The organism is Isoptericola sp. NPDC056605 (genome assembly GCF_042792795.1).
Lineage (GTDB): Bacteria > Actinomycetota > Actinomycetes > Actinomycetales > Cellulomonadaceae > Isoptericola.
Genome location: NZ_JBHTVT010000009.1, coordinates 149,168 through 174,168, shown reverse-complemented (window position 1 = coordinate 174,168; position 25,001 = coordinate 149,168). Strand labels below are relative to the sequence as shown.

Genomic DNA, 25,001 nt, shown 5'->3' with positions numbered 1-25,001 from the left:
GGCGGCCGTGCCAACGGCCCCCGCCGCGGCCCCCCCCCCCCCCCCCCGGGCGGCCCCCCCCCTGCCCCCCCCCCCGCCGCCCCGGCCCCCCCGGCTTCTCGCCGTGGGGCACGGGCCGTCGTCGTGCGGCTGCGGGGTGCCCCGGGTGGGATTCGAACCCACACTGGATCGGGTTTGAGCCGATTGCCTCTGCCGGTTGGGCTACCGGGGCGCGCCGCCCATCCAACCACGCGCTCGAGGCGGTGGCCGAACCGTCCGACCGCTGGTCGGCGGGCAGGCCGTCGCCCTCGTCACACCCGGCACGGGACGCGGCGCCCCCTCGCGGCCACTAGGATGGACGGGTGACCGACGAGAAGCCCCACGACGCGAAGCCCGAGGCGACGGTGCCGCTCGACCTGCCGCCCCTGATCGACCAGGAGCCCGAGGCCCCGAAGACGCCGGAGCGACCCGCGCGTCGCGCGGTCGTCGTCGAGGACGAGGCGCTCATCCGGATGGATGTCGTCGAGACGCTCCGCGAGGCGGGGTTCGACGTCGTCGGCGAGGCGGGCGACGGTGAGACCGCGGTGCGGCTCGCCACCGAGCTCAAGCCCGACGTCGTCGTGATGGACGTCAAGATGCCCGAGCTGGACGGCATCTCGGCGGCCGAGCGGATCGGCAAGGCGCACGCCGCGCCCGTCGTCCTGCTCACCGCCTTCTCCCAGACCGAGCTCGTCGAGCGGGCGCGTGACGCCGGCGCGATGGCCTACGTCGTCAAGCCCTTCACGCCTGCGGACCTGCTCCCGGCGGTGGAGATCGCGATCTCCCGCTACCAGCAGATCGGGGCGCTCGAGGCCGAGGTCGCGGACCTCACCGAGCGGTTCGAGACCCGCAAGCGCGTGGACCGCGCGAAGGGCCTCCTGATGACCAAGATGGGCCTGAGCGAGCCGGAGTCCTTCCGCTGGATCCAGAAGACGTCGATGGACCGCCGCCTCACGATGCGCGAGGTCGCGGACGCCGTCATCGAGCAGGTCGGCGGAGCCTGATCCGCACCACGGTGGCCCGGTCGCAGGAGGAGTCCTGCGACCGGGCCACTGCCCATTGTGCGAGGGCGACAGGGTCGCTATCGTCGCCTGGGTGTCGTGACCAATCTGTGATATTCATGCTTCAACGACCGTGACCCCGGGGCTGCCGGGGCGGGCCCCCGAAGACGGGTGGGAAGGCTCCCACCGCACCGCGCGGGGACGGTCATTCGTCGAGGAGGTGCCGATGCGTGCAGCGGTCGAGGTCCGGCCGGTCGAGCAGGACGACATGGTCGATGTCGCGCGCCTGGCGGAGCGTGCCGTCGAGGAGTCGCCGTCGGCCGCGCAGGGAACCCCCTCGGACGCCTCCCGCCTCCTGGAGCACCTGAGCGTGCTGCTGGGCGCGGGCGGGCAGGTCCTCGTCGCGAGCCACGAGGGCGAGATCTGCGGGTTCGCCGTGCTGCGCGTCATCGACCCGTTGCTGTTCGCGACGACCACGAGCCTGTACGTCGACGCCGTCTTCGTCAGCCCGTCGGCCCGGCGCCGCGGTGTCGGCCACGCGCTCCTCGCGGCCGCCGCCGCCGTGGCGGGGGAGTGCGGCGCCGAGAACGTCTACTGCGCGCCGGCCCCGGGTGCCCGCGGCATGCACCGCTTCCTCGCCCGGTTGGGCTTCGCCCCCACGTCGGGGCACCGCGTCGTCGCCACGGCGACGCTGCAGCGCCGCCTGGTCCAGGAGAACCCCCGCGGGACACGGACGGCGGCCCGCGCGGGGCGTCGGGAGGCGACCCGCGCGGCGATCGAGGACCTCGTCGCCCGCCGTCGCCGCGCCCGGGCCGCGGGCCTGCCCACGGGCCCGGTCGACCTGCGGGCCTTCCAGGCCGAGCGCGACGCCGCGCTGCGCGAGGCCGCCGACCGGGCGGCCGACCGCGGCGAGGGCCCGGAGGGCCCGGACGGCGTGACCTCGCTCGGGGTCGCGACCCGTCGCGACCCGGCGAGCGAGTCCGTCCCGTCCTGAGCCGTCCGCCTCGAGCGGAGCCCTCCGTGGTCCCGCGGCCCGCGCCGCGTCCCCCGGCACCCCGGCCGGGACCTCAGCGGGCGTCGAGGATCATGCAGGTGAGTCGCGCGGTGCACACCCGACGGCCGTCGTCGTCGGTGACGACGATCTCGTAGGCGGCGGTCGACCGCCCCAGGTGCAGGGCGGTGGCGACCCCGTGCACGCGTCCGGACCGCGCGCCGCGGTGGTGCGTCGCGTTGAGCTCCAGGCCCACCGCGGCACGCCCCGGCCCCGCGTGCTGCTGCGCGGCGACGGAGGCGAGGGTCTCCGCGAGCGACGCCGTCGCGCCGCCGTGCAGCAGCCCGGCCGGCTGGGTGTTTCCGGCCACCGGCATGGTGCCGCCCGTGCGTTCGGCCCCCACCTCCGTGAGCCGGATCCCGAGTCGCTCGATGAGCGTGCCCTGCGCGGCGGCGGTCCACTCCTCGAGGGTGCGGGGGAACCGGGGCGCGTCGGCGGTGGTGTCAGACATGGGCGATAGGTTGGCACCCGTGACGACCTCCGCGCGAACCGGGACCCGCCCACGCCTCCTGCTGATCGACGGCCACTCCATGGCGTACCGAGCGTTCTTCGCGCTGCCGGACACGCTGGTGACCTCCAGCGGCCAGGTGACGAACGCCGTCTACGGGTTCACCTCGATGCTGACGAACCTGCTGCGCGACGAGCAGCCGACGCACGCGGCCGTCGCGTTCGACGCCGGGCGGGTGACGTTCCGCACCGAGCGGTTCCCCGAGTACAAGGGCAACCGTGACGCGACCCCCGAGGTGTTCCGCGGGCAGGTGCCGCTCATCAAGGAGGTCCTCGAGGCGCTGCGCATCCCCGCGCTGCAGCGCGAGGGCATCGAGGCCGACGACATCCTCGCCACGCTCGCCCGCGAGGGGCGCGAGGCGGGCTTCGACGTCCTGGTCTGCTCCGGTGACCGGGACTCGCTGCAGCTCGTCACCGAGGACGTCACCGTGCTGTACCCGAAGCGCGGCGTGTCGGAGCTCGCGCGCATGACGCCGGAGGCCGTCGCCGAGAAGTACGGCGTGCCCCCGCAGCAGTACCCCGACCTGGCGGCCCTCGTGGGGGAGTCGAGCGACAACCTGCCCGGCGTGCCCGGCGTCGGCCCCAAGACGGCGGCCAAGTGGGTCACCACGTACGGCGGCCTCGAGCCGCTGCTGGAGCACGTCGACGAGCTCAAGGGCAAGGCCGCGGGCAACCTGCGGGAGGCGGTCGAGCAGGTGCGCCTCAACCGTGAGCTCAACCGGCTGCTGGACGACGTCGAGCTGCCCCTGTCGGTGGACCGGCTGGGGCTCGACGGGTTCGACCGGGAGGCCGTGCACCGGGTGTCCGACACCCTGCAGTTCGGCGCGCTGCGCGACCGCCTGCTCGCGGCGGACCCGTCCGCGGAGCCGGTCGAGGCGGCCGAGGTGGCGGGCGTGCAGGTCGCGCTCGCGGAGCTCGAGCCGGGCGGGCTGGGTGCCTGGCTGGCGGCGCGCTCCGGTCGCGCCCTCGGGCTCGAGGTCACGGGGACGCCGACGCCGGGTGCCGGTGACGCGTGGGACGTCGCGCTCGCCGACGACCACGACGGCGAGACCGCTGCCGCCGTCGTCGACCTGGCGGACGCGACGCCGGAGGACGAGAGCGCGCTCGCGACCTGGCTCGCCGACCCCGCGGCGCCGAAGGCCGTGCACGGCGCCAAGGCCGCCTGGCACGAGCTCGCCGGGCGCGGTCTGGACCTGCGCGGCGTGTCCTTCGACACCGAGCTCGCGGCATACCTCTGCTACCCCGACCAGCGTGGCTACGACCTCGCCGACCTCACGGTGCGCCTGCTCGGGCGCGAGCTGTCCGCGGGGGAGGCGCCCGACGCCGCCGGACAGGGCGCCCTGGACCTCGCTCTCGACGGTGGTGACGATGACCCTCGGGCGCGGCAGGCGGCCGTGCGCGCGGCGGCCGTGGTCGACCTGGCGCAGGCCCTGTCCGGGCAGCTCGCGGACCGGGGAGCCGCGGGGCTGCTCACGGACCTGGAGCTGCCGCTCACGCAGGTGCTGGGCCGGATGGAGGCTACGGGCATCGCGGCGGACGTCGAGTACCTCACGGAGCTCGAGAAGCAGTTCGCCTCGATGGTGGCCGACGCGGCCGCCGACGCGTACGACGTGATCGGCCGGCAGGTGAACCTCGGCAGCCCGAAGCAGCTGCAGGAGGTGCTGTTCGACCAGCTCGGCATGCCCAAGACCAAGAAGATCAAGACGGGCTACACCACCGACGCGGCCTCCCTGCAGGACCTCTACGTCAAGACCGAGCACCCCTTCCTCGAGCACCTGCTGGCGCACCGCGACGCGACCCGGCTGCGCTCGACGGTCGAGGGGCTGCTCAAGTCCGTGGCGCCCGACGGGCGGATCCACACCACGTTCCAGCAGACGATCGCGGCGACGGGCCGCCTGAGCTCCACGGACCCGAACCTGCAGAACATCCCGATCCGCACGGAGGAGGGGCGGCGCATCCGCCGCGCCTTCCGGGTCGGTGAGGGCTACGAGACGCTGCTCACGGCGGACTACAGCCAGATCGAGATGCGGATCATGGCGCACCTGTCCGGCGACGAGGGGCTGATCGAGGCCTTCCGGTCCGGCGAGGACCTGCACCGCTACGTGGGCTCCCGCGTGTTCGAGGTGGCTCCCGCGGACGTCACGCCCGAGATGCGCTCGAAGATCAAGGCGATGAGCTACGGGCTCGCGTACGGGCTGAGCGCCTTCGGGCTGTCGCAGCAGCTCACCATCCCGACCGGCGAGGCGCAGTCGCTGATGGACGACTACTTCACCCGCTTCGGCGGGGTGCGCGACTACCTCACCGGGGTGGTCGAGGAAGCGCGGGCCACGGGGTACACCGCGACGATCCTGGGACGTCGCCGCTACCTGCCGGACCTCACGAGCGACAACCGGCAGCGGCGGCAGATGGCGGAGCGCATGGCGCTCAACGCGCCCATCCAGGGCAGCGCGGCCGACATCATCAAGGTCGCGATGCTCGGCGTGCAGCGCGAGCTCGACGAGCGCGGGCTCGCGTCGCGGCTGCTGCTCCAGGTGCACGACGAGCTCGTGGTCGAGGTGGCGCCGGGGGAGCGCGAGGCGGCGGAGGACGTGCTGCGGTCGCAGATGGGCTCCGCGGTGGAGCTGGACGTGCCGCTGGACGTCTCCGTCGGCGCGGGGGCGACCTGGCACGACGCCGGGCACTGACGGCTGACGGCCCGGCCGGCGGACGCGACAGGACGCCGGCCACGACGGGGAGGGGAGCACGATGGACCTCGGTCCGGCCCGCGCGGTCGCCGACCACGAGATCCCGACGCGCGCGGCGCTGCGCGTCGCGCCGGGCACCGTGGTGCGGGTCGGGGACCGCGACGACACCTGGCCCGCGTTCGTGTTCGTCACGACCGACGACGGGGGCAGCGGGTGGGTGCCCGCGCGGCACCTGGACGACGCCCGTCCTGTCGCGGTGGTCCGCACGGCCTACGACACGCAGGAGCTGGCGGTGACCGCGGGCGAGCGGGTCGAGGTCACCGCCGACGACGCCGAGTCCGGGTGGAGCTGGTGCGTCGCGCGGGACGGCCGCGCCGGCTGGGTGCCGCACCGGGTGCTCGGGCCCGCCTGAGCCGGTCGGGCCCTTCGGGTCAGTCCTTGGTCGTGACGAAGATCGCGGTGCCGGGCAGGACGGCGCCGCGCTCCGGGCTCCAGCCGCCCCAGGTGGCGTCGTTCCAGTCCGGCCACTCGGGTTCGACGACGTCGCGCAGGCGCAGGCCGGCGGCGGCGACGTCGCGCACGTGGTCGCCGACGGTGCGGTGGTACTCGGCGTAGCGCACGTCGCCGAGGTCGTCGGTCTCGACGTAGGGACGCCGGTCGAAGTACGAGCGGTGCACGGTGAGTCCCCGGGCGGTGGGGTCGTCGGGGAACGCCCAGCGGACGGGGTGCGTCACGGAGAACACCCACCGGCCGCCGGGCCGCAGCACGCGGGCGGCCTCGGCGTGCACCCGCGGCGCGTCCGCCACGAAGGGGATCGCCCCGTACGAGGTGAACACGATGTCGACGCTGGCGGGGGCGAACGGGAGCGACCGGGCGTCGGCCTGCACCAGCGGCACCGGTGTGCCCGTCGCCGCGTTGAGGCGTGCCGCGCCGGAGAGCATCCGTGCGGAGACGTCGGTGGCCACCACCCGGGCGCCGCGGCCGACCAGCCAGCGCGAGCAGTGCGCCGCACCGGCGCCGATCTCGACGACACGTGCCCCGGCGACGTCGCCGAGCAGGCCGGCCTCCGCCTCGGTGAGGCCCTCCGGGCCCCAGCGGAAGCCCGCGTCGCCGAGGAACGACCCGTGGTCGGCGAGGTAGTCGTCGGCGTTCTCGTCCCACCAGCCGCGCGCGGCCGCGTTGCCGGCGTCGTCGGGGACGTCGTCGTACCCCGCGTGCGTGACGGGACGGGGCGCGGGAGGATGGTCGCTCACCCGGCCATCGTGGCACGGGGCCCCGCGTTGACCCCTCGCCTGGCCATCGATAAGATTGTCCGCGGTGCAGTGCGCCCGGGGCCGTCCTTGAGCTCGAATCGCCGTCGTCACGACGTTGCGGCGGATCGATCGTCACGTCGACAACCCGGTGCCCTCGCCACAGACCCTGTCCGCACTACGTCCTGTCCGCATCGGAGCATCTACTCAATGACCATCTCCACCACGAAGTCCGCCCCGCAGGTTGCCGTCAACGACATCGGCACCGAGGAGGACTTCCTTGCCGCCGTCGACGCCACCATCAAGTACTTCAACGATGGTGACATCGTGGAAGGCACGATCGTCAAGGTCGACCGCGACGAGGTCCTCCTCGACATCGGTTACAAGACGGAGGGTGTGATCCCGTCCCGGGAGCTCTCCATCAAGCACGACGTGGACCCGGGCGAGGTCGTCGCCGTGGGCGACGCCGTCGAGGCTCTCGTCCTCCAGAAGGAGGACAAGGAGGGTCGCCTGATCCTGTCGAAGAAGCGCGCCCAGTACGAGCGCGCCTGGGGCACGATCGAGAAGATCAAGGAGGAGGACGGCGTCGTCACCGGCACCGTCATCGAGGTCGTCAAGGGTGGCCTCATCCTCGACATCGGTCTTCGTGGCTTCCTCCCCGCCTCCCTCGTGGAGATGCGTCGCGTCCGCGACCTCGCGCCGTACGTCGGCAAGGAGATCGAGGCCAAGATCATCGAGCTCGACAAGAACCGCAACAACGTGGTCCTGTCGCGCCGTGCCTGGCTCGAGCAGACGCAGTCCGAGGTCCGCTCCACCTTCCTGCAGACGCTGCAGAAGGGCCAGGTGCGCCCCGGTGTCGTCTCCTCGATCGTCAACTTCGGTGCGTTCGTGGACCTCGGCGGCGTCGACGGTCTGGTGCACGTCTCGGAGCTGTCCTGGAAGCACATCGACCACCCGTCCGAGGTCGTCGAGGTGGGCCAGGAGGTCACCGTCGAGGTGCTCGACGTCGACCACGACCGCGAGCGCGTCTCCCTGTCGCTGAAGGCGACGCAGGAGGACCCGTGGCAGACCTTCGCCCGCACGCACGCCATCGGCCAGGTCGTGCCCGGCAAGGTCACGAAGCTCGTGCCGTTCGGTGCGTTCGTCCGCGTCGAGGACGGCATCGAGGGCCTGGTGCACATCTCCGAGCTGGCCGTCCGCCACGTCGAGCTGCCCGAGCAGGTCGTCAGCGTCGGTGCCGAGGTGTTCGTCAAGGTCATCGACATCGACCTCGAGCGTCGCCGCATCTCGCTGTCGCTCAAGCAGGCCAACGAGGGCATGGACCCGGAGTCCGAGGACTTCGACCCCGCGCTCTACGGCATGGCTGCCGAGTACGACGAGAACGGCGAGTACAAGTACCCCGAGGGCTTCGACCCGGAGACCAACGAGTGGCTCGAGGGCTTCGAGACGCAGCGCGAGGCCTGGGAGGCGGAGTACGCCAAGGCGCACGCCCGCTGGGAGTCCCACCGCGAGCAGGTCCGTGCGGCCATCGCGGCGGACGCCGACGCGGCCGTGAACGACGCGGTCCCCGGCGGCAGCTCCAGCAGCTCGTCGTCGTCCTCGTCCTCCTCCTACTCGTCGGCCCCGCCGGCGCAGGAGGCCGCGGGCACGCTCGCCTCGGACGAGGCGCTCGCCGCGCTCCGCGAGAAGCTCACGGGCAACTGATCGGCGACTGACACCGTCGGGTCGTCCGCGACCCACCGGTAGCCCACGGCGGCCCGTCACCCCTCGGGGTGGCGGGCCGCCGTCGTGCGCCCGGCCGGTCGTTACTCGTTCGTGCTCGCCGCAGCGCCCGCGAACTGCGTCGCGTGGAGCTCGGCGTACAGGCCGCCCGCGGCGAGCAGCTCGGCGTGCGTGCCGGTCTCCACCACGCGGCCTTCGGCGAGGACGACGATCGCGTCCGCCGCCCGGACGGTCGACAGCCGGTGCGCGATGACGAGGGACGTGCGGCCCGCCAGCGCCTGGTCGAGCGCCGCCTGCACGGCGGCCTCGGACTCCGAGTCCAGGTGGGCGGTCGCCTCGTCGAGCACGACGACGTCCGGCGCCTTGAGCAGCAGCCGCGCGATCGCGAGCCGCTGCCGTTCGCCGCCGGACAGGCGGTAGCCGCGGTCGCCGACCACGGTGTCGACGCCCTCGGGCAGCCGGCCGACCAGGTCCCAGATGCGCGCCTGGCGCAACGCCCGCTCGAGGTCCTCGTCGGTCGCGTCGGGCCGGGCGAAGCGGAGGTTGGCCGCCACGGTGTCGTGGAAGAGGTGCGCCTCCTGGGCGACCACGCCGACCGTGCCCCGCAGCGACGCGGCGGTGACGTCCCGGAGGTCCGCGCCGGCGATGCGCACGGCACCGGAGGTGGGGTCGTACAGGCGCGAGACGAGCTGGGAGACGGTCGTCTTGCCGGCCCCGGAGGGCCCGACCAGCGCGACCATCGCGCCGGCGGGCACGGAGAACGACACGTCGCGCAGCGTGTCCTCGGTGGGGTCGGAGCGCAGCGTCGCGACCGACTCGAGGGAGGCGAGGGAGACCTCGTCGGCCCTCGGGTACCGGAAGGTCACGTGGTCCAGCTCGACGGAGGCGCCCCGGGCGGCCACGGCCGCCCTCAGGTCGGCGGCGCCGGGCTTCTCGGCGAGAGCAGGCGCGAGGTCGAGCACCTCGAGCACGCGCTCGAAGCTGACCAGGGCGGTCATGACGTCGACCTGGACGTTCGACATCGCGGTGAGCGGCCCGTAGAGGCGACCGAGGTAGGCGGTCAGCGCGACGACGGTGCCGACGGTGAGCTTGCCGGCGATCGACTGCAGCCCGCCCAGACCGTAGACGGCGGCGATCGCCAGGGACGCGAGCGTCGTCAGCCCGACGCGGAACCAGGTGCCGAGCAGCGCGGTGCGGACGCCGAGGTCCCGCAGCCGGCGCACCTGGGCCGCGTACCGCGCGCTCTCCGCCTCCGGGTCGCCGAACACCTTGACCAGGTGGGCGCCCGCGACGTTGAACCGTTCGTTCATCATCTGCCCGGCGTCCGCGTTGAGGTCGTACCCGGTGCGCGCCAGCCCGGCGAGGCGGCGCCCGAACCAGCGGGCGGGCAGCACGAACGCCGGGACGAGCACCAGGGACACCAGGGTGAGCTGCCACGACATCGCGAGCATCGCGGCGAGGGTGAACGCGATCGTCAGCCCGTTGGAGACGACGGTCTGGAGCGTGGACGTGAACGCCTGCTGCGCGCCGAGCACGTCACCGTTGAGCCGCTGCACGAGAGCGCCGGTCCGCGCCCGGGCGAAGAAGGCGAGGGGCATCGCCTGGACGTGGTCGAAGACGGCGGACCGCAGGTCGAGGATCAGTCCCTCGCCCACCCGCGACGACAGCCAGCGCTCCGCCACCGCCAGGGCGGCCGTGACGAGCGCGATCCCCGCCGCCGCGGCGGCCATCGCCAGCACGAGCCCGCGGTCGCCGGTCCCGATGCCGTCGTCGATGAGGCGGCGGAACAGCAGCGGCGTGACGGCGCCGGCGGCCGCGCTGAGCACCAGCAGCCCGACGAACGCCGCGAGCTGTGCCCGGTACGGGCGGGCGAAGCCGAGGATGCGGCGGAGCGTCGGGCCCGCGAGCCGGCGGTCCTTCACGGTCGCGTCGTTCAGGTACGACCGCATCATCGGTCCGCCCGCCATGGCACCTCCCGGCCCGCCCCGGCCCGGTGCCGCTGGGCGCTCATGGCGGGAAGCCTACGCCGGGGGCAGGATGGGCCCATGCTTCGCATCGGCCTCACGGGCGGCATCGCCGCAGGCAAGTCCGTCGTCGCGCGCCGCCTCGCCGAGCTGGGCGCCGTCGTGATCGACCACGACGTCCTCGCCCGGGAGGTGGTGGAGCCCGGCACGGTGGGGCTCGAGGAGGTCGTCGCGGCCTTCGGCGAGGGCGTCCTCGCCCCGGACGGCTCCCTCGACCGCCCGGCGCTGGGGCGGCTCGTCTTCGACGACACGGCCTCCCGGGCACGGCTCGAGGGCATCCTGCACCCGGAGATCCGCCGCCTGGCGGCCGAGCGGGAGGCGCTCGCCGGGGCCGCGGACGACCGGGCCGTCGTGGTCCACGACATCCCGCTGCTGGTCGAGACCGGCCAGGCCGATCATTTCCACCTGCTCGTGGTCGTGCACGCCCCCGCGGAGCAGCGGGTCGCGCGCCTCGTCGACGGACGCGGCCTCGACGACGGTGCGGCGCGGGCCCGCGTCGGGGCGCAGGCGACGGACGAGGAGCGGACCGCCGTCGCTGACGTGGTGCTGGACGGTTCCGGCACGGAGGACGGGCTGCGCGAGCAGGTCGACGCGCTCTGGCAGCGGCTGCGCGCGGAGGTGGACGAGGAGTCCGACGCCGCGTCGTCGGCCTGACGCCGCCGACGCACGCCCGGGCGGCCGGCGACGGCACGACGACACCACGAGGGCGCCCGACCGGAGGGAGCCGGTCGGGCGCCCTCGTCGTCGGGTCGGCCGCGACCCCGGCGGGGCGGCGATCACGGCCGGCGCGCCGGTGGCCACCCGGAGCGCGGCGGGCGTCGGCCGCCGCCGTCTGCCCGGGCGACGGCTCAGCCGCGGGACGTGCCTCGGGTCGTCCGACGACGCAGCGCGACGAGGAGCGCGCCCGCACCGAGCAGGGCCGCGGCCGCGGCGGCGACGAGGCCGACCTGCGCGCCGGTGCGGGGCAGCGCGTCCTCGGCCGGTCGGTCGGAGGACGGCGGCGTGGGCTCCGCGCCGGCCACGGCCGCCGCGGCGGCGAGGTCGTCGTCCGGGAGCGTCGTGCCCTCGTCGCTCCCGCCGACGGGAGCCGCGCCGTCCGCGGGGCTCTCGCCGTCCGCCTCCGAGGCCGGTGACGTCGCGGACGGGCCGGGGGTGGCGTCCTCGGTGGTCGTGGGGGACGGCTCCGTGGTCGGCGCCGGGGTCTGCGACCCGTCCCCGCCGTCGTCGCCGTCGCCCTCGTCGGTGGCGCCGCCCGGCGGGGTGACCGCGGGGAGGTCGACGCACTCCCCGGTCCACGGGTAGTTGTGGTGTTCGATGCCGTGTCCGCCCGTGTAGGAGACGTCGCCCGCGGCGAGGACCCGGCCGTTCGTGCTCGTCGCGACGGTGAGGGTGCTGTCCGTGCCGGGGACGACGAGGCTGCCCGGGAGCTGGCCGTTCGTGCCGAGGTCGACGGAGGCGGCGTCGGGGAAGGACCACAGGAGGGACCTGCCGAGGAACTGGGTGGCCTGGTAGACCCGGTCGCCGGCGACCTCGACGTGGTCGAGCGTCATCGACACGGCTGCCCCCGAGACCGTGATCGTGACGGGCTCCCTCCCGTCGATCCTGAGGACCTGGAGGTCGCGCGCCTCGGCGGCGGTGATCCGGTAGGAACCGGGGGCCCGCAGGGTCAGCACCCCGCTCTCGGGATCGACGTCGGTCGCCGACGCCTCGGCCTGGTCGGACAGGGCGCGCGCCAGGGCCGGGTAGCCGGAGTAGGCGGCGAGCGCGGCCTCGCGTCCGACCTCCGCGCGGACGCTGCCCCGGGCGCGGTCGACGAAGGACTCCGTGCTCACGTCGCCGACGATCCGTCCGCCGACCACGACGTTGCCGCCGCCGGGAGTGTTGAAGCCGACCTGGAGGCGCGGTCCGGCCGCCAGGTCACCGCCCACCACGAGGTGGTCGCGGCCGCCCGCGGGCGCGATCGCGGAGCCGCCGCCCCCGGCCGTGCCGACGTTGAGGGAGTCGGGGCCGCCGTCGCGTGCGAGGTCGGCGTCTCCCGCGACGACGACCCTGCCCTCGAGCTCCTTGGCGCGGGAGACGGCGAGGTCGCCGCCGACGTAGATGCCGACCCCGTCGTCCACGACGACGGCCTCGTCGTAGACGCCGACGGGACGGTCGGCCCCCAGGTCGGCGCACCACGCGACCGGTGCCGCGCCGTCGGTCGCGAGGGCGGCGACGGGGGCCAGGGCCGGCGCGGCGACGAGCGCCGCGCACGCACCCAGGACGACCGGGCGACGCAGGGCGACACGGGGGACACGGGGGACACGGGGGACACGGGGGACACGGGGGGCGACGGCGGGCATAGGTCTCCACGGGACTCGGGCGCGCCGCGAGGGCGCGGGCGGACGTGCGGTGCCCGGGCACGGGCTCGCCGTCACCCTAGGGTTACGACTCTTTCCTTACAAAATAAATGTCGGAAATTCACCCCCTGTCCGGGTCGTTCCCCGGGGCGGCAGTGGGTGTCGGGGGCGCGCCGTACGGTGGTGCCATGCGACCCGTGACCGACCTGCAGCGTGCGGTGGCCCCCTTCGAGGTGGTGTCCGACTACGAGCCCTCGGGAGACCAGCCCACCGCCATCGCGGACCTCGCGTCCCGTGTGCAGGCGGGGGAGAAGGACGTCGTCCTGCTCGGCGCGACCGGCACCGGCAAGAGCGCGACGACGGCGTGGCTCATCGAGAAGCTGCAGCGGCCCACGCTCGTCATGGCGCCCAACAAGACGCTCGCCGCGCAGCTCGCCACCGAGTTCCGCGAGCTGCTGCCGAACAACGCCGTCGAGTACTTCGTGTCGTACTACGACTACTACCAGCCCGAGGCGTACATCGCGCAGACGGACACCTACATCGAGAAGGACTCGTCGATCAACGACGAGGTGGAGCGGCTGCGGCACTCGGCGACGTCGTCGCTGCTGACCCGGCGCGACGTCATCGTCGTCGCTTCCGTGTCGTGCATCTACGGCCTCGGCACCCCGCAGGAGTACGTCGACCGCATGGTGCGGCTCGACGTCGGCGACGTGGTCGACCGGGACGACATGCTCCGTCGTTTCGTGCAGATGCAGTACACGCGCAACGACCTGGCGTTCACGCGCGGGACGTTCCGCGTGCGCGGCGACACGGTGGAGATCATCCCGGTGTACGAGGAGCTCGCCGTCCGCATCGAGATGTTCGGCGACGAGATCGAGTCGATCCAGACCCTGCACCCGCTCACGGGCGAGGTGATCCGCAACGAGCAGAGCGTCTACCTCTTCCCGGCCACGCACTACGTCGCGGGCCCGGAGCGGATGGAGCGGGCGATCGGCGGCATCGAGGCCGAGCTCGCCGACCGCCTGGCGGACCTCGAGCGGCAGAACAAGCTGCTGGAGGCGCAGCGGCTGCGCATGCGCACCACGTACGACATCGAGATGATGCGCCAGATCGGCACGTGCAGCGGCATCGAGAACTACTCGCGGCACATCGACGGCCGCGAGCAGGGCTCGCCCCCGAACACCCTGCTCGACTACTTCCCCGAGGACTTCCTGCTCGTCATCGACGAGTCGCACCAGACCGTGCCTCAGATCGGCGCGATGTTCGAGGGCGACATGTCGCGCAAGCGGTCGCTCGTGGAGCACGGGTTCCGCCTGCCGAGCGCGATGGACAACCGGCCGCTGCGCTGGGAGGAGTTCGTCGAGCGGATCGGGCAGACGGTCTACCTGTCCGCGACCCCGGGCGACTACGAGCTCTCCATGTCCGACGGCGTCGTGGAGCAGGTCATCCGGCCCACCGGCCTGGTGGACCCGCAGGTGGTCGTCAAGCCGACCACGGGTCAGATCGACGACCTGCTGCACGAGATCCGCGAGCGCGTCGAGAAGGACGAGCGCGTGCTGGTCACGACGCTCACCAAGAAGATGGCCGAGGACCTCACGGACTACTTCCTCGAGAAGGACGTGCGCGTGCGGTACCTGCACTCGGAGGTCGACACGCTGCGTCGTGTCGAGCTGCTGCGCGAGCTCCGGCTGGGCGAGTACGACGTCCTGGTCGGCATCAACCTGCTGCGCGAGGGCCTGGACCTGCCCGAGGTGTCCCTGGTGGCGATCCTCGACGCCGACAAGGAGGGCTTCCTGCGCTCCGAGCGGTCGCTCATCCAGACGATCGGTCGCGCGGCGCGCAACGTCACCGGCCAGGTGCACATGTACGCGGACAAGATCACGCCGGCCATGCGGTACGCCCTCGACGAGACCGACCGCCGACGTGCGAAGCAGGTGGCGTACAACGAGGAGCACGGGATCGACCCGCAGCCGCTGCGCAAGAAGATCGCGGACGTCACCGACATGCTCGCCCGCGAGGACATCGACACGCAGGAGCTGCTGTCGGGCGGGTACCGCAAGGCCCCGGCGTCCGCGCAGGGCAAGGGCCGCGCGCCCGTGCCGGGCTCGCCGAAGGAGGGCGCCACCACCGGCAACAGGCTCGCCGGCGCCGCCGCGGGCGAGCTCGCGGAGCTGATCCAGGAGCTCAGCGACCAGATGCACGCCGCCGCCGCGGAGCTGCAGTTCGAGGTCGCGGCGCGCCTGCGCGACGAGATCGGCGGGCTGAAGAAGGAGCTGCGGCAGATGCAGGCCGCGACGGCCTGAGCGCGCGAGCCGTGCGCCGCGGCGCACGTTCGTGGCCACCGCGGCAGGCGGCGATCGCGTCGTGACATGCGCGGATGGCCGGTCCGAGGTCTCATGTAAGGTGTGCGGGTTGGAGGGGAGTACCCCGCCCACGGTGAGGTCGTCATCACGTCCGGCACGGATGCCGGACCGGCCTCGTCGGCCCGGACGTCAGGCTCGCAGCCGCTCCGGGTGGGGAAGACCTCCGGTGCTCAGTGCTACGTACCGGAGGAGTTTCCATGGATGTGCCCGTCTGGGTCTGGATCGTCACCGTCGGCGTGATCCTCGCCATGCTCGCGGTCGACTACGTCGGCCACGTGCGCACCCCCCACGCCCCCACCCTGCGCGAGTCGGCCACGTGGTCCCTGGCCTATGTCGCGGTCGCGGTCGTGTTCGGCGTGATCGTGTGGATCGTGTGGGGCGGGACGTACGGCGGCGAGTACTTCGCCGGGTACATCACCGAGAAGTCGCTCAGCGTCGACAACCTGTTCGTCTTCGTCCTGATCATGACGAGCTTCCGGGTGCCCCGGGAGTACCAGCAGCGGGTGCTCCTCATCGGCATCACGATCGCGCTGGTGCTGCGCACGGTGTTCATCATCGCCGGCGCCGCGATCATCGCGAACTTCGCCTGGGTGTTCTACATCTTCGGCGCCTTCCTCATCTGGACCGCGATCGCCCAGGCGCGCTCGGGCACGGGCCACGACGAGGAGTGGAACGAGAACGGCCTGCTGCGCCTGACGCGCCGGGTGTTCCCCACGACCGACTCCTACGTCGGCGACCGGATGACCACGAAGATCGACGGCAAGCGGTTCATCACGCCGATGCTCATCGTGATGGTCGCGATCGGCAGCGCCGACCTCCTGTTCGCGGTGGACTCGATCCCCGCGATCTTCGGCCTCACCCAGGAGACGTACCTGGTGTTCGCGGCCAACGCGTTCTCGCTGCTCGGCCTGCGCCAGCTCTACTTCCTCGTGGACGGGCTGCTCGACCGGCTCGTCTACCTCAACTACGGGCTGGCGGCGATCCTCGGCTTCATCGGTGTCAAGCTGGTGATCCACGCGCTGCACACCAACGAGCTGCCGTTCGTCAACGGCGGTGAGCACGTCGAGGCCATCCCCGAGATCCCGACCACCCTGTCGCTGGGCTTCATCGTGGTGGTGCTCGCCGTCACGACGATCGCCTCGCTCGCCCGTGACCGGCGCGACCGTCGGGCCCGCGCGGTCGTGGCCCCGTCCTCCGAAGGAGATGCATGATCCACGAGCTGCCGATCTGGTTCGAGTGGGCGTCGCTCGCGGCGCTGATCGTCCTGCTCGCCGTCGACCTCGCGATCGTCGGCAGGCGCCCCCACGTGCCGAGCATGAAGGAGAGCGGCCTGTGGGTCGGCTTCTACGTGGCCCTGGCGCTGGTGTTCGGACTGGTCGTGCTCGCCGTGGGCGGCTCCGCCCCTGCCGGGGAGTTCTACGCCGGCTGGCTCACCGAGTACTCCCTGAGCGTGGACAACCTGTTCGTCTTCGTGATCATCATGTCGCGGTTCGCGGTGCCGAAGCAGCACCAGCAGATGGTGCTGATGGTCGGCATCATCATCGCGCTGGTGCTGCGCGGCGCGTTCATCCTCGCCGGTGCGGCGATCCTCGAGCAGTTCGTGTGGGTGTTCTACCTCTTCGGCGCGTTCCTCATCTACACGGCCGTGAAGCTGGTGGCGGGCGGTGACGACGAGGAGGAGTTCAAGGAGAACGTCGCGATCCGCCTCCTGCGCCGCGTGCTGCCGGTGAGCAAGGAGTACGACGGCGCCAAGGTGCGCACGGTGGTCGACGGCAAGAAGCTGTTCACCCCGATGCTCGTCGTGTTCGTGGCGATCGGCTCGACGGACCTGCTGTTCGCGCTCGACTCGATCCCGGCGATCTTCGGGCTGACGAAGGACCCCTTCATCGTCTTCACCGCGAACATCTTCGCCCTCATGGGGCTGCGGCAGCTGTACTTCCTGCTCGGCGGCCTGCTCGAGCGGCTGGTGTACCTGCCGATCGCCCTGGCCGTCATCCTCGGGTTCATCGGCGTCAAGCTCATCCTCGAGGCGCTGCACACCAACACGCTCCCGTTCATCAACGGGGGCGAGCACGTCGCCTGGGCGCCCGAGATCCCGATCTGGCTGTCCCTGACCGTGATCCTCGGCTCGATCGCGATCGCCACCGTCGCGAGCCTGGCGAAGACGCGGCGCACGGCCGCGGTGGCCGCGAAGGAGACGGCCCCGACGGACGCGACCGGCCCGGAGCCGTCGTCGACGCCGGTGACGCAGGACGCGGAGCCGGAGTCCAGCTCCTCGTCCGCCTCTTCGTCCGCCTCCTCGTCCGCCTCACCGGGGCCGGAGGCCACGGGGCGCTGACGACACGAGCGCGGGCCCCGGACGGTACGCCGTCCGGGGCCCGCGGTCGTCGACGGGCGTCAAGCGGCGAAGCCGCCGATCACCGGGACGAACTCACGTGCCGCGCGGTGCGCGACCAGTCCTTCGCGGCGCATGGGGTCGGCCGCGAGCAGTTCGAGCGCCCCGGTCGCGTCGGCAGCCTCGACGACCAGGAGCGCGCCGCCGGGCTCGCCGTCGGGCGTGGCGGGCAGCGGGCCGGACACGCGGAGCGCGCCGCTCTCGTGCAGGCCGCGGAGGAACGCCCGGTGCTCGGGCCGGACCTCCGCGAGGCGGTCGGGGTCGGTGACGTAGACGTACGTGACGGCGTAGACGGACATGGCCGTATCCAAGCACCCCGGGCCGGTGCGGGCGGTGGGCGTCCAGGCGGGGTCAGGGAGGACGTCCGGGTGTGACCGGTCAGGCACCGGAAACCGCATAGAACGCCTGTACGAATGTCGGCGCTCCGACGTAGGATGCCCGGGTGAGCAACCGCCTCGTCATCTCCGGCGCCCGCGAGCACAATCTGCGCAACATCGAGCTCGACCTCCCGCGCGACGAGCTGATCGTCTTCACCGGCCTGTCCGGCTCGGGGAAGTCCTCCCTGGCGTTCGACACGATCTTCGCCGAGGGGCAGCGACGCTACGTGGAGTCGCTCTCCGCGTACGCGCGCCAGTTCCTCGGGCAGATGGACAAGCCCGACGTCGACTTCATCGAGGGCCTCTCGCCCGCGGTGTCGATCGACCAGAAGTCGACCAACCGCAACCCCCGGTCGACGGTCGGAACGATCACCGAGGTCTACGACTACCTGCGCCTGCTGTTCGCCCGCGCGGGGACGCAGCACTGCCCCGTGTGCGGGGAACCGGTGCGTTCGCAGACGCCGCAGCAGATCGTCGACAAGCTCCTCGAGCTGCCGGAGGGCACGCGCTACCAGGTGCTCGCGCCCGTCGTGCGGGGGCGCAAGGGCGAGTACGCCGACCTGTTCGCCGAGCTGCAGACGCAGGGCTTCGCCCGCGCGCGGGTCGACGGCGAGGTGGTGCAGCTGACCAGCCCGCCCACGCTCGAGAAGAAGCTCAAGCACGACATCGAGGTCGTCGTGGACCGCCTCGTCTCACGGGACGGCGTCCAGCGTCGCCTGACGGACTCGGTGGAGACCGCGCTGCGGCTCGCGGGCGGCCTCGTCATGGTAGAGCTCGTCGACGCCGACATCGACGACCTCGACCGGGTGCGCAAGTTCTCGGAGAAGCGGGCGTGCCCCAACGACCACCCGCTCGCGCTCGACGAGATCGAGCCGCGGACCTTCTCCTTCAACGCGCCGTACGGCGCGTGCCCGGAGTGCACCGGCATCGGCTTCCGCCTCGAGGTGGACGCCGACCTCGTCGTCCCGGACGAGGAGAGGACCCTGCGCGACGGCGCCGTCGTGCCGTGGGCGCAGACGTCGTCCGAATACTTCGAGCGGGTGCTCACCGCCCTGGCGGAGGAGATGAGCTTCTCCATGGACGTGCCGTGGCGCGCCCTGCCGCAGCGCGCCCGCGACGCGATCCTGTTCGGCCGCAACCACCAGGTGCACGTGCGGTACAAGAACCGGTGGGGCCGCGAACGGCAGTACTCCACGGGCTTCGAGGGCGCGGTGACCTTCCTGGAGCGGCGGCACCGGGAGACCGAGTCCGACTGGTCGAAGGAGAAGTACGAGGCGTACATGCGGGAGGTGCCGTGCCCCGTGTGCTCGGGGGCGCGGCTCAAGCCCGAGGTCCTCGCGGTCACGGTGGGGGGCAAGTCGATCTGGGACGTGTGCCGGCTGCCGATCGACCAGGCCAAGCACTTCCTCGACGGGCTCGAGCTGGGCGAGCGCGAGCGTGCCATCGCGGCCGAGGTGCTCAAGGAGATCCACGCCCGGCTCGGCTTCCTCGTCGACGTGGGCCTGCACTACCTGTCGCTCGAGCGCCCGGCGGGCACCCTGTCGGGTGGGGAGGCCCAGCGCATCCGGCTCGCGACCCAGATCGGCTCCGGCCTGGTCGGCGTGCTGTACGTGCTCGACGAGCCGTCGATCGGCCTGCACCAGCGCGACAACCACCGCCTCATCGAGACGCTGACCCGCCTGCGGGACCTCGGGAACACGCTGATCGTCGTCGAGCACGACGAGGACACCATCCGCGCGGCCGACTGGATCGTCGACGTCGGCCCGGGCGCGGGCGAGCACGGCGGCCGCGTGGTGCACTCGGGCGACTACGCCGGGCTCCTCGAGGCCGAGGGCTCGATGACCGGCGCCTACCTCTCCGGCCGGCGCAGCATCGCGCTGCCGGCGGAGCGCCGCGCGACCGACCCCGGCCGGAAGGTCACGGTCGTCGGTGCCCGGGAGAACAACCTGCGGGGGATCGACGTGTCGTTCCCGCTCGGGGTGCTCACGGCGGTCACCGGCGTCTCGGGGTCGGGCAAGTCGACGCTCGTCAACTCGATCCTGCACACCGTGCTCGCCAACGAGCTCAACGGCGCGCGCCAGGTGGCGGGCCGCCACACCCGGGTCACGGGCGTGGACCAGCTCGACAAGGTGGTGCACGTCGACCAGGGCCCGATCGGGCGCACGCCGCGGTCCAACCCGGCCACCTACACCGGCGTGTGGGACCGGATCCGCAAGATCTTCGCGGAGACGGAGGAGGCGAAGGTCCGCGGCTACGGGCCGGGTCGCTTCTCCTTCAACGTCAAGGGCGGCCGGTGCGAGGCGTGCGCGGGCGACGGCACGCTGAAGATCGAGATGAACTTCCTGCCCGACGTCTACGTGCCGTGCGAGGTGTGCCACGGCGCGCGGTACAACCGCGAGACCCTCGAGGTGCACTTCAAGGGCAAGACGGTCGCGGACGTGCTGGACATGCCGATCGAGGAGGCCGCGGAGTTCTTCGCGGCGTTCCCCGCGATCTCGCGCTACCTCACCACGCTGGTCGAGGTGGGCCTCGGATACGTCCGCCTCGGGCAGCCGGCGCCGACGCTCTCGGGCGGTGAGGCGCAGCGGGTCAAGCTCGCGAGCGAGCTGCAGAAGCGCTCCACGGGCCGCACGATCTACGTGCTGGACGAGCCGACCACGGGCCTGCACTTCGAGGACATCCGCAAGCTGCTCGGCGTGCTGCAGTCGCTGGTGGAGAAGGGCAACACCGTCCTCGTCATCGAGCACAACCTCGACGTCATCAAGAGCGCCGACTGGATCGTCGACATGGGGCCGGAGGGTGGCTCGGGCGGCGGGACGGTCGTGGCGGAAGGGACTCCTGAGGAGGTCGTGCGGGTCGAGGCCAGCCACACGGGTCGGTTCCTCGCGCCGATCCTCCAGGCGCACCCGGCCGTGCCGGTGGCGGCCCCGGCCGGCCGGGCGAGGTCCGCCGCCGCGACGTCGACCTCGTCGGCGCCGCGGGCCCGCGGCTCGGCGAAGGCCACCGCCCAGGGGGCGGCGAAGGGCTCCGGGAAGACGAAGGCGACGGGGAAGTCCACGACGAAGCGTCCCGGTAAGCGCAGCGCCGCCTGACGCCCTAGCGTGTGGCCATGGGTGCGCACCACAACTACGCCGTGACCGTCGCCTGGCCCGATGCTGCCGAGGGCGGTGCTGCTGCCCCCGGTGACGGGCCGGGGACGACGTCCTACACGTCGTACTCCCGGGACCACACGGTGCTCGTCGCGGGCAAGCCGCCGCTTCCGGGCAGCGCCGACCCGGCGTTCCGGGGCGACCCGGCGCGGTACAACCCGGAGGAGCTGTTCGTCGCGAGCCTCGCGCAGTGCCACATGCTGTGGTTCCTGCACCTGGCCGCCGAGCACGGCCTCGTGGTCCGTGAGTACGTGGACGAGACGACCGGCACGATGCGCGTGGAGTCCCGGGGCGAGGGGCAGTTCACGGACGTCACGCTGCGGCCGAGGGTGACCGTCGACGCGGGGCCGCAGGCGACGGACGAGGCGGTGGCGGCGCTGCACCACCGCGCGCACGCCCTGTGCTTCATCGCTCGGTCGGTCAACTTCGCGGTTCTCGTGGAGCCCGCGCCGGTGCGGCTCGCGGCGCCGGCTCCGTAAGGGGCCGCCCCGACCCGAGCGGGTGATCTATACCAGTCCGGTCACACTGTCGTGTCGGCTGTTGACGTGGCGTCCGCGCGTGAATATTTTCCACTCCATCCCCGTGGTGGATGGGAGATATTTCCGTGAGCGGTGCGGAACCCGCCGCAACGGCTCACCGTGGCGCGAGACGAGGAGGTCGGCGCAGGGCCCGAGCGGGCAGGCAGCACGGTTGACGGGGCGTCCAGCGACGCACCCTGACACGAAGGGCATCAACGACGATGACCAACAACCTCACCACTGACCAGAGCAACATCACCCCCCAGCCCTCCCGTCGGTCGGTGCTCCGTGCCGTGATGTACACGGCCGCCGCCGTCCCGTTCGGCCTCCCCCTCGCGGCGTGCGCCACGGGTGGGGGAGGCGGCGAGGAGACCACCAGCGCCGCACCCGGCGGCGAGCAGGACGCGAAGAACCCGTTCGGCATGGCCGAGAACACCACGGTCGACGCGGTGATCTTCGACGGCGGCTACGGCGTCGACTACGTGGAGTTCGCCGGCACGGTCCTCGCCGGGTTGCACGCCGGCTCGACCGTGAAGGTCTCGCCCTCGACGCAGATCGCCACGGAGCTGCAGCCACGGTTCGTCGGCGGCAACCCGCCCGACCTGGTGGACAACTCCGGCGCCCAGTCGATCGGGTTCAACACGATCCTCGACCAGCTCGAGGACCTCACGGACATCATCGACGCGCCCAACGTCGAGGGCACGACCATCCGGGAGACCCTCTACGAGGGCGTCCTCGCGCCGGGGACCTACGGTGACAAGTTCGCGGCCCTCAACTACGTGCTCACCGTCTACGGCGTCTGGTACTCGGGCAGCCTGTTCGAGAAGAACGGGTGGACCCCGCCCGCGACCTGGGAGGAGGCCAAGGCACTCGGCGCGGAGGCGAAGAAGGCCGGCAAGTACCTGTTCCTGTGGGGCACCGAGGCCGCGACCTACTACCAGACGCTCGCGATCGAGTCGGCCATCAAGGAGGGTGGGGACGAGGTCCGGCTGTCGCTCGAGAACCTGGAGCCCGACTGCTGGTCGAACGACGCGCTCCAGGCGACCTTCACGATCATGAAGGAGATCATCGACGCCGGGTACTTCAAGCCCGGCGGGTCGGGGACGCAGTTCACGGCCGCGCAGGCGCAGTGGAGCAACAAGCAGGAGGCGCTGCTCTACCCGTCGGGCTCCTGGATCGAGAACGAGATGAAGGACCAGACGGCGTCGGACTTCCAGATGAAGGGCGTCCCGAGCTTCTCTGTCACGGCGAGCCCGGCCATGCCGGCCACCGCGCTGCACTCGACCGCCGGCGAGCCGTTCATCGTGCCGTCGCAGGCGAAGAGCGTCGCGGGCGGCAAGGAGCTGCTGCGCGTCATGCTCTCGAAGGAGGCGGCCACCAACTTCTCCAAGACGAAGCTGGCCCCGACGATCGTGAAGGACATCGTCCCCGCCGACGGGTTCGGGTCGACGGCGCTGGTGTCGCAGACCGAGATGCTCAGCGCGGCCGGGACCGACATCTTCACGTTCAACTTCGTCAACACGTACGGCATGAACCAGGAGCAGCTCCCGATCTGGAACTCCTTCCTCGACGGCAAGAAGTCGGTCGCCGACCTGACCAAGGAGCTGCAGGCGATCACGGACCGCATCGCGAACGACGACACGATCGACAAGATCGAGGTGTCATGACCGCCATCCCTGGCGCCGGGCAGATCCTGCCCACCGGCGAGGGGGCCGCCGCGGGGCCCGGCAACGGGCCCCGCCGGCGGCGGGCCGGTGGGTGGTCGTTCGACACCGTGAGCTTCTTCGTCGTCTGCCTCGGTCTGCCGCTCGCCCTGTTCCTCGTCTTCGTGATCTGGCCGTTCGTGCAGGCCGCGTTCTACGCCCTCACCAACTGGTCGGGCTTCTCCACCCAGTTCGACGTCGTCGGTATGGCCAACTTCACGACGCTGCTGCAGGACCCGCGGTTCGTCAACGCCGTCGGCAACAGCGTGATGTTCGGCCTGTTCATCCCGCTCATCACCATCGCCATCGCCCTGACGTTCGCGATCCTCATCACGGTCGGCGGGTCGGGCAAGGGACAGGTGCGCGGCGTCCGCGCCGCGGGCTTCTACCGCGTGGTCTCCCTCTTCCCCTACGTGATCCCGGCCATCGCCGTCGGCATCATGTGGCGCCTGATCCTCGACCCGAGCAACGGGCTCGTCAACGGCGTCCTCACGGGGCTCGGGCTGGACCGCTTCCAGTCGTTCGCCTGGTTGGGGAACGTGGGCACCGCGATGCCGGTGACGATGTTCGTCGTCGTGTGGGGGTTCGTCGGCTTCTACATGCTGCTGTTCATCGCGGCGATCAAGGGCGTGCCGTCGGAGATCTACGAGGCGTCGCGGATCGACGGCGCCGGACGGTGGCGCACGTCGTGGTCCATCACCCTGCCGCTCATCCGGGACAACGTGCAGACCGCCTACATCTACCTCGGGATCATCGCGCTCGACCTCTTCGTGTACGTGCAGGCGCTCAACCCCCAGGGCGGCCCGGACAACTCGACGCTCGTGATGTCCCAGCAGCTGTTCCGCACGGCGTTCACGGAGGGGAAGTTCGGCTACGCCAGCGCGATGGGCGTGGCGATGGCGATCGTGACCCTGGTGTTCGCCGCGCTGGTGTTCACCGTGAACCGCCTCGCCGGCGGGCGCAGCGAGAGGGGCCGAGGATGACCGCCCACGCCCAGGCGATGCCGCGCACGGCTCGCGCCGTCCCGCGGTCCCGGGCCGCCCACGCGGCCGGCGGCGACCGTCTCGCGGCCGGGGTCTCCCACACCGTCCTCGTGATCTGGTGCATCCTCGTCATCGCGCCGATGATCTGGGTGTTCATCGGATCCTTCAAGACGAGCGCGGAGATCTTCGCCTCGCCGTTCTCGTTGCCGGCGAACTGGTCGTTCACGAACTACGAGAACGCGTGGGTCGACGCCCAGATCGGCCGAGCCTTCGTGAACACCATCATCGTGGTCGGGACCGCCCTGGTGCTCGTCATGCTCCTCGGGGCGATGTGCGCCTACGTGCTCGCCCGCTTCGAGTTCCCCGGGCGACGGGCGATCTACTACCTCATGCTGGCGGGCCTGACGTTCCCGGTCTTCCTCGCGATCGTCCCGCTGTTCTTCGTGCTCCAGAACGCCGGCCTGCTCGGCACGCTGCCAGGGCTGATCGTCGTGTACGTGGCGTTCGCGCTGCCCTTCACGGTGTTCTTCCTCTACGCGTTCTTCCGAGGCCTGCCGGACGACATCGCCGAGGCGGCGGCGATCGACGGCGCGGGGCACTGGCGGACCTTCTTCCAGGTGATGATGCCCATGGCGCGGCCGGGCATGGCGTCGGTGGCGATCTTCAACTTCCTGGGACTGTGGAACCAGTTCATCCTCCCGATCGCGCTGAACCCCGAGCAGCAGAACTACGTCTTGTCCCAACGGCTGGCCGCGTTCGTGTCGTCGGCGGGGTACGCCGTGGACTTCGGCGCGATGTTCGCGGCGGTGGTGGTGACGATCGTGCCGGTGCTCATCGCGTACCTGATCTTCCAGCGACAGCTCCAGGGGTCGGTCTCGGCGGGCACGATGAAGTAGCCGGCTCCGGGCCGCCGGTCG

19 protein-coding genes and 1 tRNA gene are annotated in these 25,001 nt (G+C 72.0%); 14 read left to right on the top strand and 6 right to left on the bottom strand.

Annotated features, from left to right (window positions below; translation table 11 throughout):
* Positions 1-137 precede the first annotated feature (137 nt).
* Positions 138-211, bottom strand: a tRNA-Leu gene (locus ACFQ8Y_RS11700).
* Positions 212-395: 184 nt separating this feature from the next.
* Between ACFQ8Y_RS11700 and ACFQ8Y_RS11695 the strand changes: the two genes are divergently transcribed.
* Positions 396-1,022 carry an ANTAR domain-containing response regulator gene (locus tag ACFQ8Y_RS11695; RefSeq protein WP_429729957.1) on the top strand — a complete coding sequence of 209 codons (627 nt, stop codon included), beginning with the start codon at positions 396-398 and terminating at the stop codon, positions 1,020-1,022.
* 223 nt (positions 1,023-1,245) lie between these two features.
* Positions 1,246-2,013 carry a GNAT family N-acetyltransferase gene (locus ACFQ8Y_RS11690; protein ID WP_430585547.1) on the top strand — a complete coding sequence of 256 codons (768 nt, stop codon included), beginning with the start codon at positions 1,246-1,248 and terminating at the stop codon, positions 2,011-2,013.
* A 73-nt stretch (positions 2,014-2,086) separates the two neighbouring features.
* Here ACFQ8Y_RS11690 and ACFQ8Y_RS11685 read toward each other — a convergent pair whose 3' ends face one another.
* The gene (locus tag ACFQ8Y_RS11685; RefSeq protein WP_430585546.1) at positions 2,087-2,521 is read right to left on the bottom strand and encodes a hotdog fold thioesterase; all 435 of its coding nucleotides are present in this window, start codon (positions 2,519-2,521) and stop codon (positions 2,087-2,089) included.
* Here ACFQ8Y_RS11685 and polA point away from each other — a divergent pair.
* Together polA and ACFQ8Y_RS11675 are read left to right on the top strand one after the other, a co-directional pair.
* Positions 2,520-5,261, top strand: coding sequence for a DNA polymerase I (polA, locus tag ACFQ8Y_RS11680; RefSeq protein WP_430585545.1), 2,742 nt, complete (start codon positions 2,520-2,522; stop codon positions 5,259-5,261). The two genes, ACFQ8Y_RS11685 and polA, sit on opposite strands and share 2 nt — an antisense overlap.
* Before the next feature lie 61 nt (positions 5,262-5,322).
* Positions 5,323-5,673, top strand: a complete 351-nt coding sequence (locus ACFQ8Y_RS11675) for an SH3 domain-containing protein (RefSeq protein WP_430585544.1) — start codon at positions 5,323-5,325, stop codon at positions 5,671-5,673.
* Between the two features lie 19 nt (positions 5,674-5,692).
* Here the strand turns inward: ACFQ8Y_RS11675 and ACFQ8Y_RS11670 are convergent, their stop codons facing one another.
* Entirely contained in the window at positions 5,693-6,514 is an 822-nt protein-coding gene (locus ACFQ8Y_RS11670) for a class I SAM-dependent methyltransferase (RefSeq protein ID WP_430585543.1), read from the bottom strand.
* 207 nt (positions 6,515-6,721) lie between these two features.
* Between ACFQ8Y_RS11670 and rpsA the strand changes: the two genes are divergently transcribed.
* A complete protein-coding gene (gene rpsA / locus ACFQ8Y_RS11665; RefSeq protein WP_430585542.1) occupies positions 6,722-8,215 on the top strand; it encodes a 30S ribosomal protein S1 in 1,494 nt (497 codons plus the stop codon).
* A gap of 101 nt (positions 8,216-8,316) precedes the next feature.
* On the opposite strand, the gene ACFQ8Y_RS11660 is transcribed toward rpsA, so the two are convergent.
* The gene (locus ACFQ8Y_RS11660; RefSeq protein WP_430585541.1) at positions 8,317-10,200 is read right to left on the bottom strand and encodes an ABC transporter ATP-binding protein; all 1,884 of its coding nucleotides are present in this window, start codon (positions 10,198-10,200) and stop codon (positions 8,317-8,319) included.
* A 78-nt stretch (positions 10,201-10,278) separates the two neighbouring features.
* On the opposite strand from ACFQ8Y_RS11660, the gene coaE reads away from it, so the two are divergent.
* Positions 10,279-10,911, top strand: a complete 633-nt coding sequence (coaE, locus tag ACFQ8Y_RS11655; RefSeq protein ID WP_430552006.1) for a dephospho-CoA kinase — start codon at positions 10,279-10,281, stop codon at positions 10,909-10,911.
* Between the two features lie 194 nt (positions 10,912-11,105).
* Here the strand turns inward: coaE and ACFQ8Y_RS11650 are convergent, their stop codons facing one another.
* On the bottom strand, positions 11,106-12,599 hold the full coding sequence (locus ACFQ8Y_RS11650) for a choice-of-anchor A family protein (protein ID WP_430585540.1): 1,494 nt from the start codon (positions 12,597-12,599) through the stop codon (positions 11,106-11,108).
* Positions 12,600-12,784: 185 nt separating this feature from the next.
* Here ACFQ8Y_RS11650 and uvrB point away from each other — a divergent pair, with 185 nt between their 5' ends.
* The 3 genes from uvrB (at position 12,785) to ACFQ8Y_RS11635 (ending at position 17,297) form a co-directional block, all read left to right on the top strand.
* A complete protein-coding gene (uvrB, locus tag ACFQ8Y_RS11645) occupies positions 12,785-14,899 on the top strand; it encodes an excinuclease ABC subunit UvrB (RefSeq protein WP_430552004.1) in 2,115 nt (704 codons plus the stop codon).
* Positions 14,900-15,156: 257 nt separating this feature from the next.
* A complete protein-coding gene (locus ACFQ8Y_RS11640) occupies positions 15,157-16,170 on the top strand; it encodes a TerC family protein (protein ID WP_430552003.1) in 1,014 nt (337 codons plus the stop codon).
* On the top strand, positions 16,167-17,297 hold the full coding sequence (locus ACFQ8Y_RS11635) for a TerC family protein (RefSeq protein WP_430585539.1): 1,131 nt from the start codon (positions 16,167-16,169) through the stop codon (positions 17,295-17,297). The genes ACFQ8Y_RS11640 and ACFQ8Y_RS11635 overlap by 4 nt, the downstream gene beginning before the upstream one ends.
* Before the next feature lie 59 nt (positions 17,298-17,356).
* On the opposite strand, the gene ACFQ8Y_RS11630 is transcribed toward ACFQ8Y_RS11635, so the two are convergent.
* The gene (locus ACFQ8Y_RS11630; RefSeq protein ID WP_430552001.1) at positions 17,357-17,653 is read right to left on the bottom strand and encodes a YciI family protein; all 297 of its coding nucleotides are present in this window, start codon (positions 17,651-17,653) and stop codon (positions 17,357-17,359) included.
* Positions 17,654-17,796: 143 nt separating this feature from the next.
* Here ACFQ8Y_RS11630 and uvrA point away from each other — a divergent pair, with 143 nt between their 5' ends.
* The 5 genes from uvrA (at position 17,797) to ACFQ8Y_RS11605 (ending at position 24,980) form a co-directional block, all read left to right on the top strand.
* A complete protein-coding gene (gene uvrA, locus ACFQ8Y_RS11625; protein ID WP_430552000.1) occupies positions 17,797-20,823 on the top strand; it encodes an excinuclease ABC subunit UvrA in 3,027 nt (1,008 codons plus the stop codon).
* Positions 20,824-20,840: 17 nt separating this feature from the next.
* Positions 20,841-21,359, top strand: coding sequence for an OsmC family protein (locus ACFQ8Y_RS11620; protein WP_430585538.1), 519 nt, complete (start codon positions 20,841-20,843; stop codon positions 21,357-21,359).
* 260 nt (positions 21,360-21,619) lie between these two features.
* Entirely contained in the window at positions 21,620-23,065 is a 1,446-nt protein-coding gene (ngcE, locus tag ACFQ8Y_RS11615) for an N-acetylglucosamine/diacetylchitobiose ABC transporter substrate-binding protein (RefSeq protein ID WP_430585537.1), read from the top strand.
* Entirely contained in the window at positions 23,062-24,084 is a 1,023-nt protein-coding gene (locus tag ACFQ8Y_RS11610) for a carbohydrate ABC transporter permease (protein ID WP_430551997.1), read from the top strand. Before ngcE ends, ACFQ8Y_RS11610 begins: the two co-directional genes overlap by 4 nt.
* Positions 24,081-24,980, top strand: a complete 900-nt coding sequence (locus tag ACFQ8Y_RS11605; protein ID WP_430551996.1) for a carbohydrate ABC transporter permease — start codon at positions 24,081-24,083, stop codon at positions 24,978-24,980. The genes ACFQ8Y_RS11610 and ACFQ8Y_RS11605 overlap by 4 nt, the downstream gene beginning before the upstream one ends.
* The last annotated feature ends 21 nt before the right edge of the window (positions 24,981-25,001 follow it).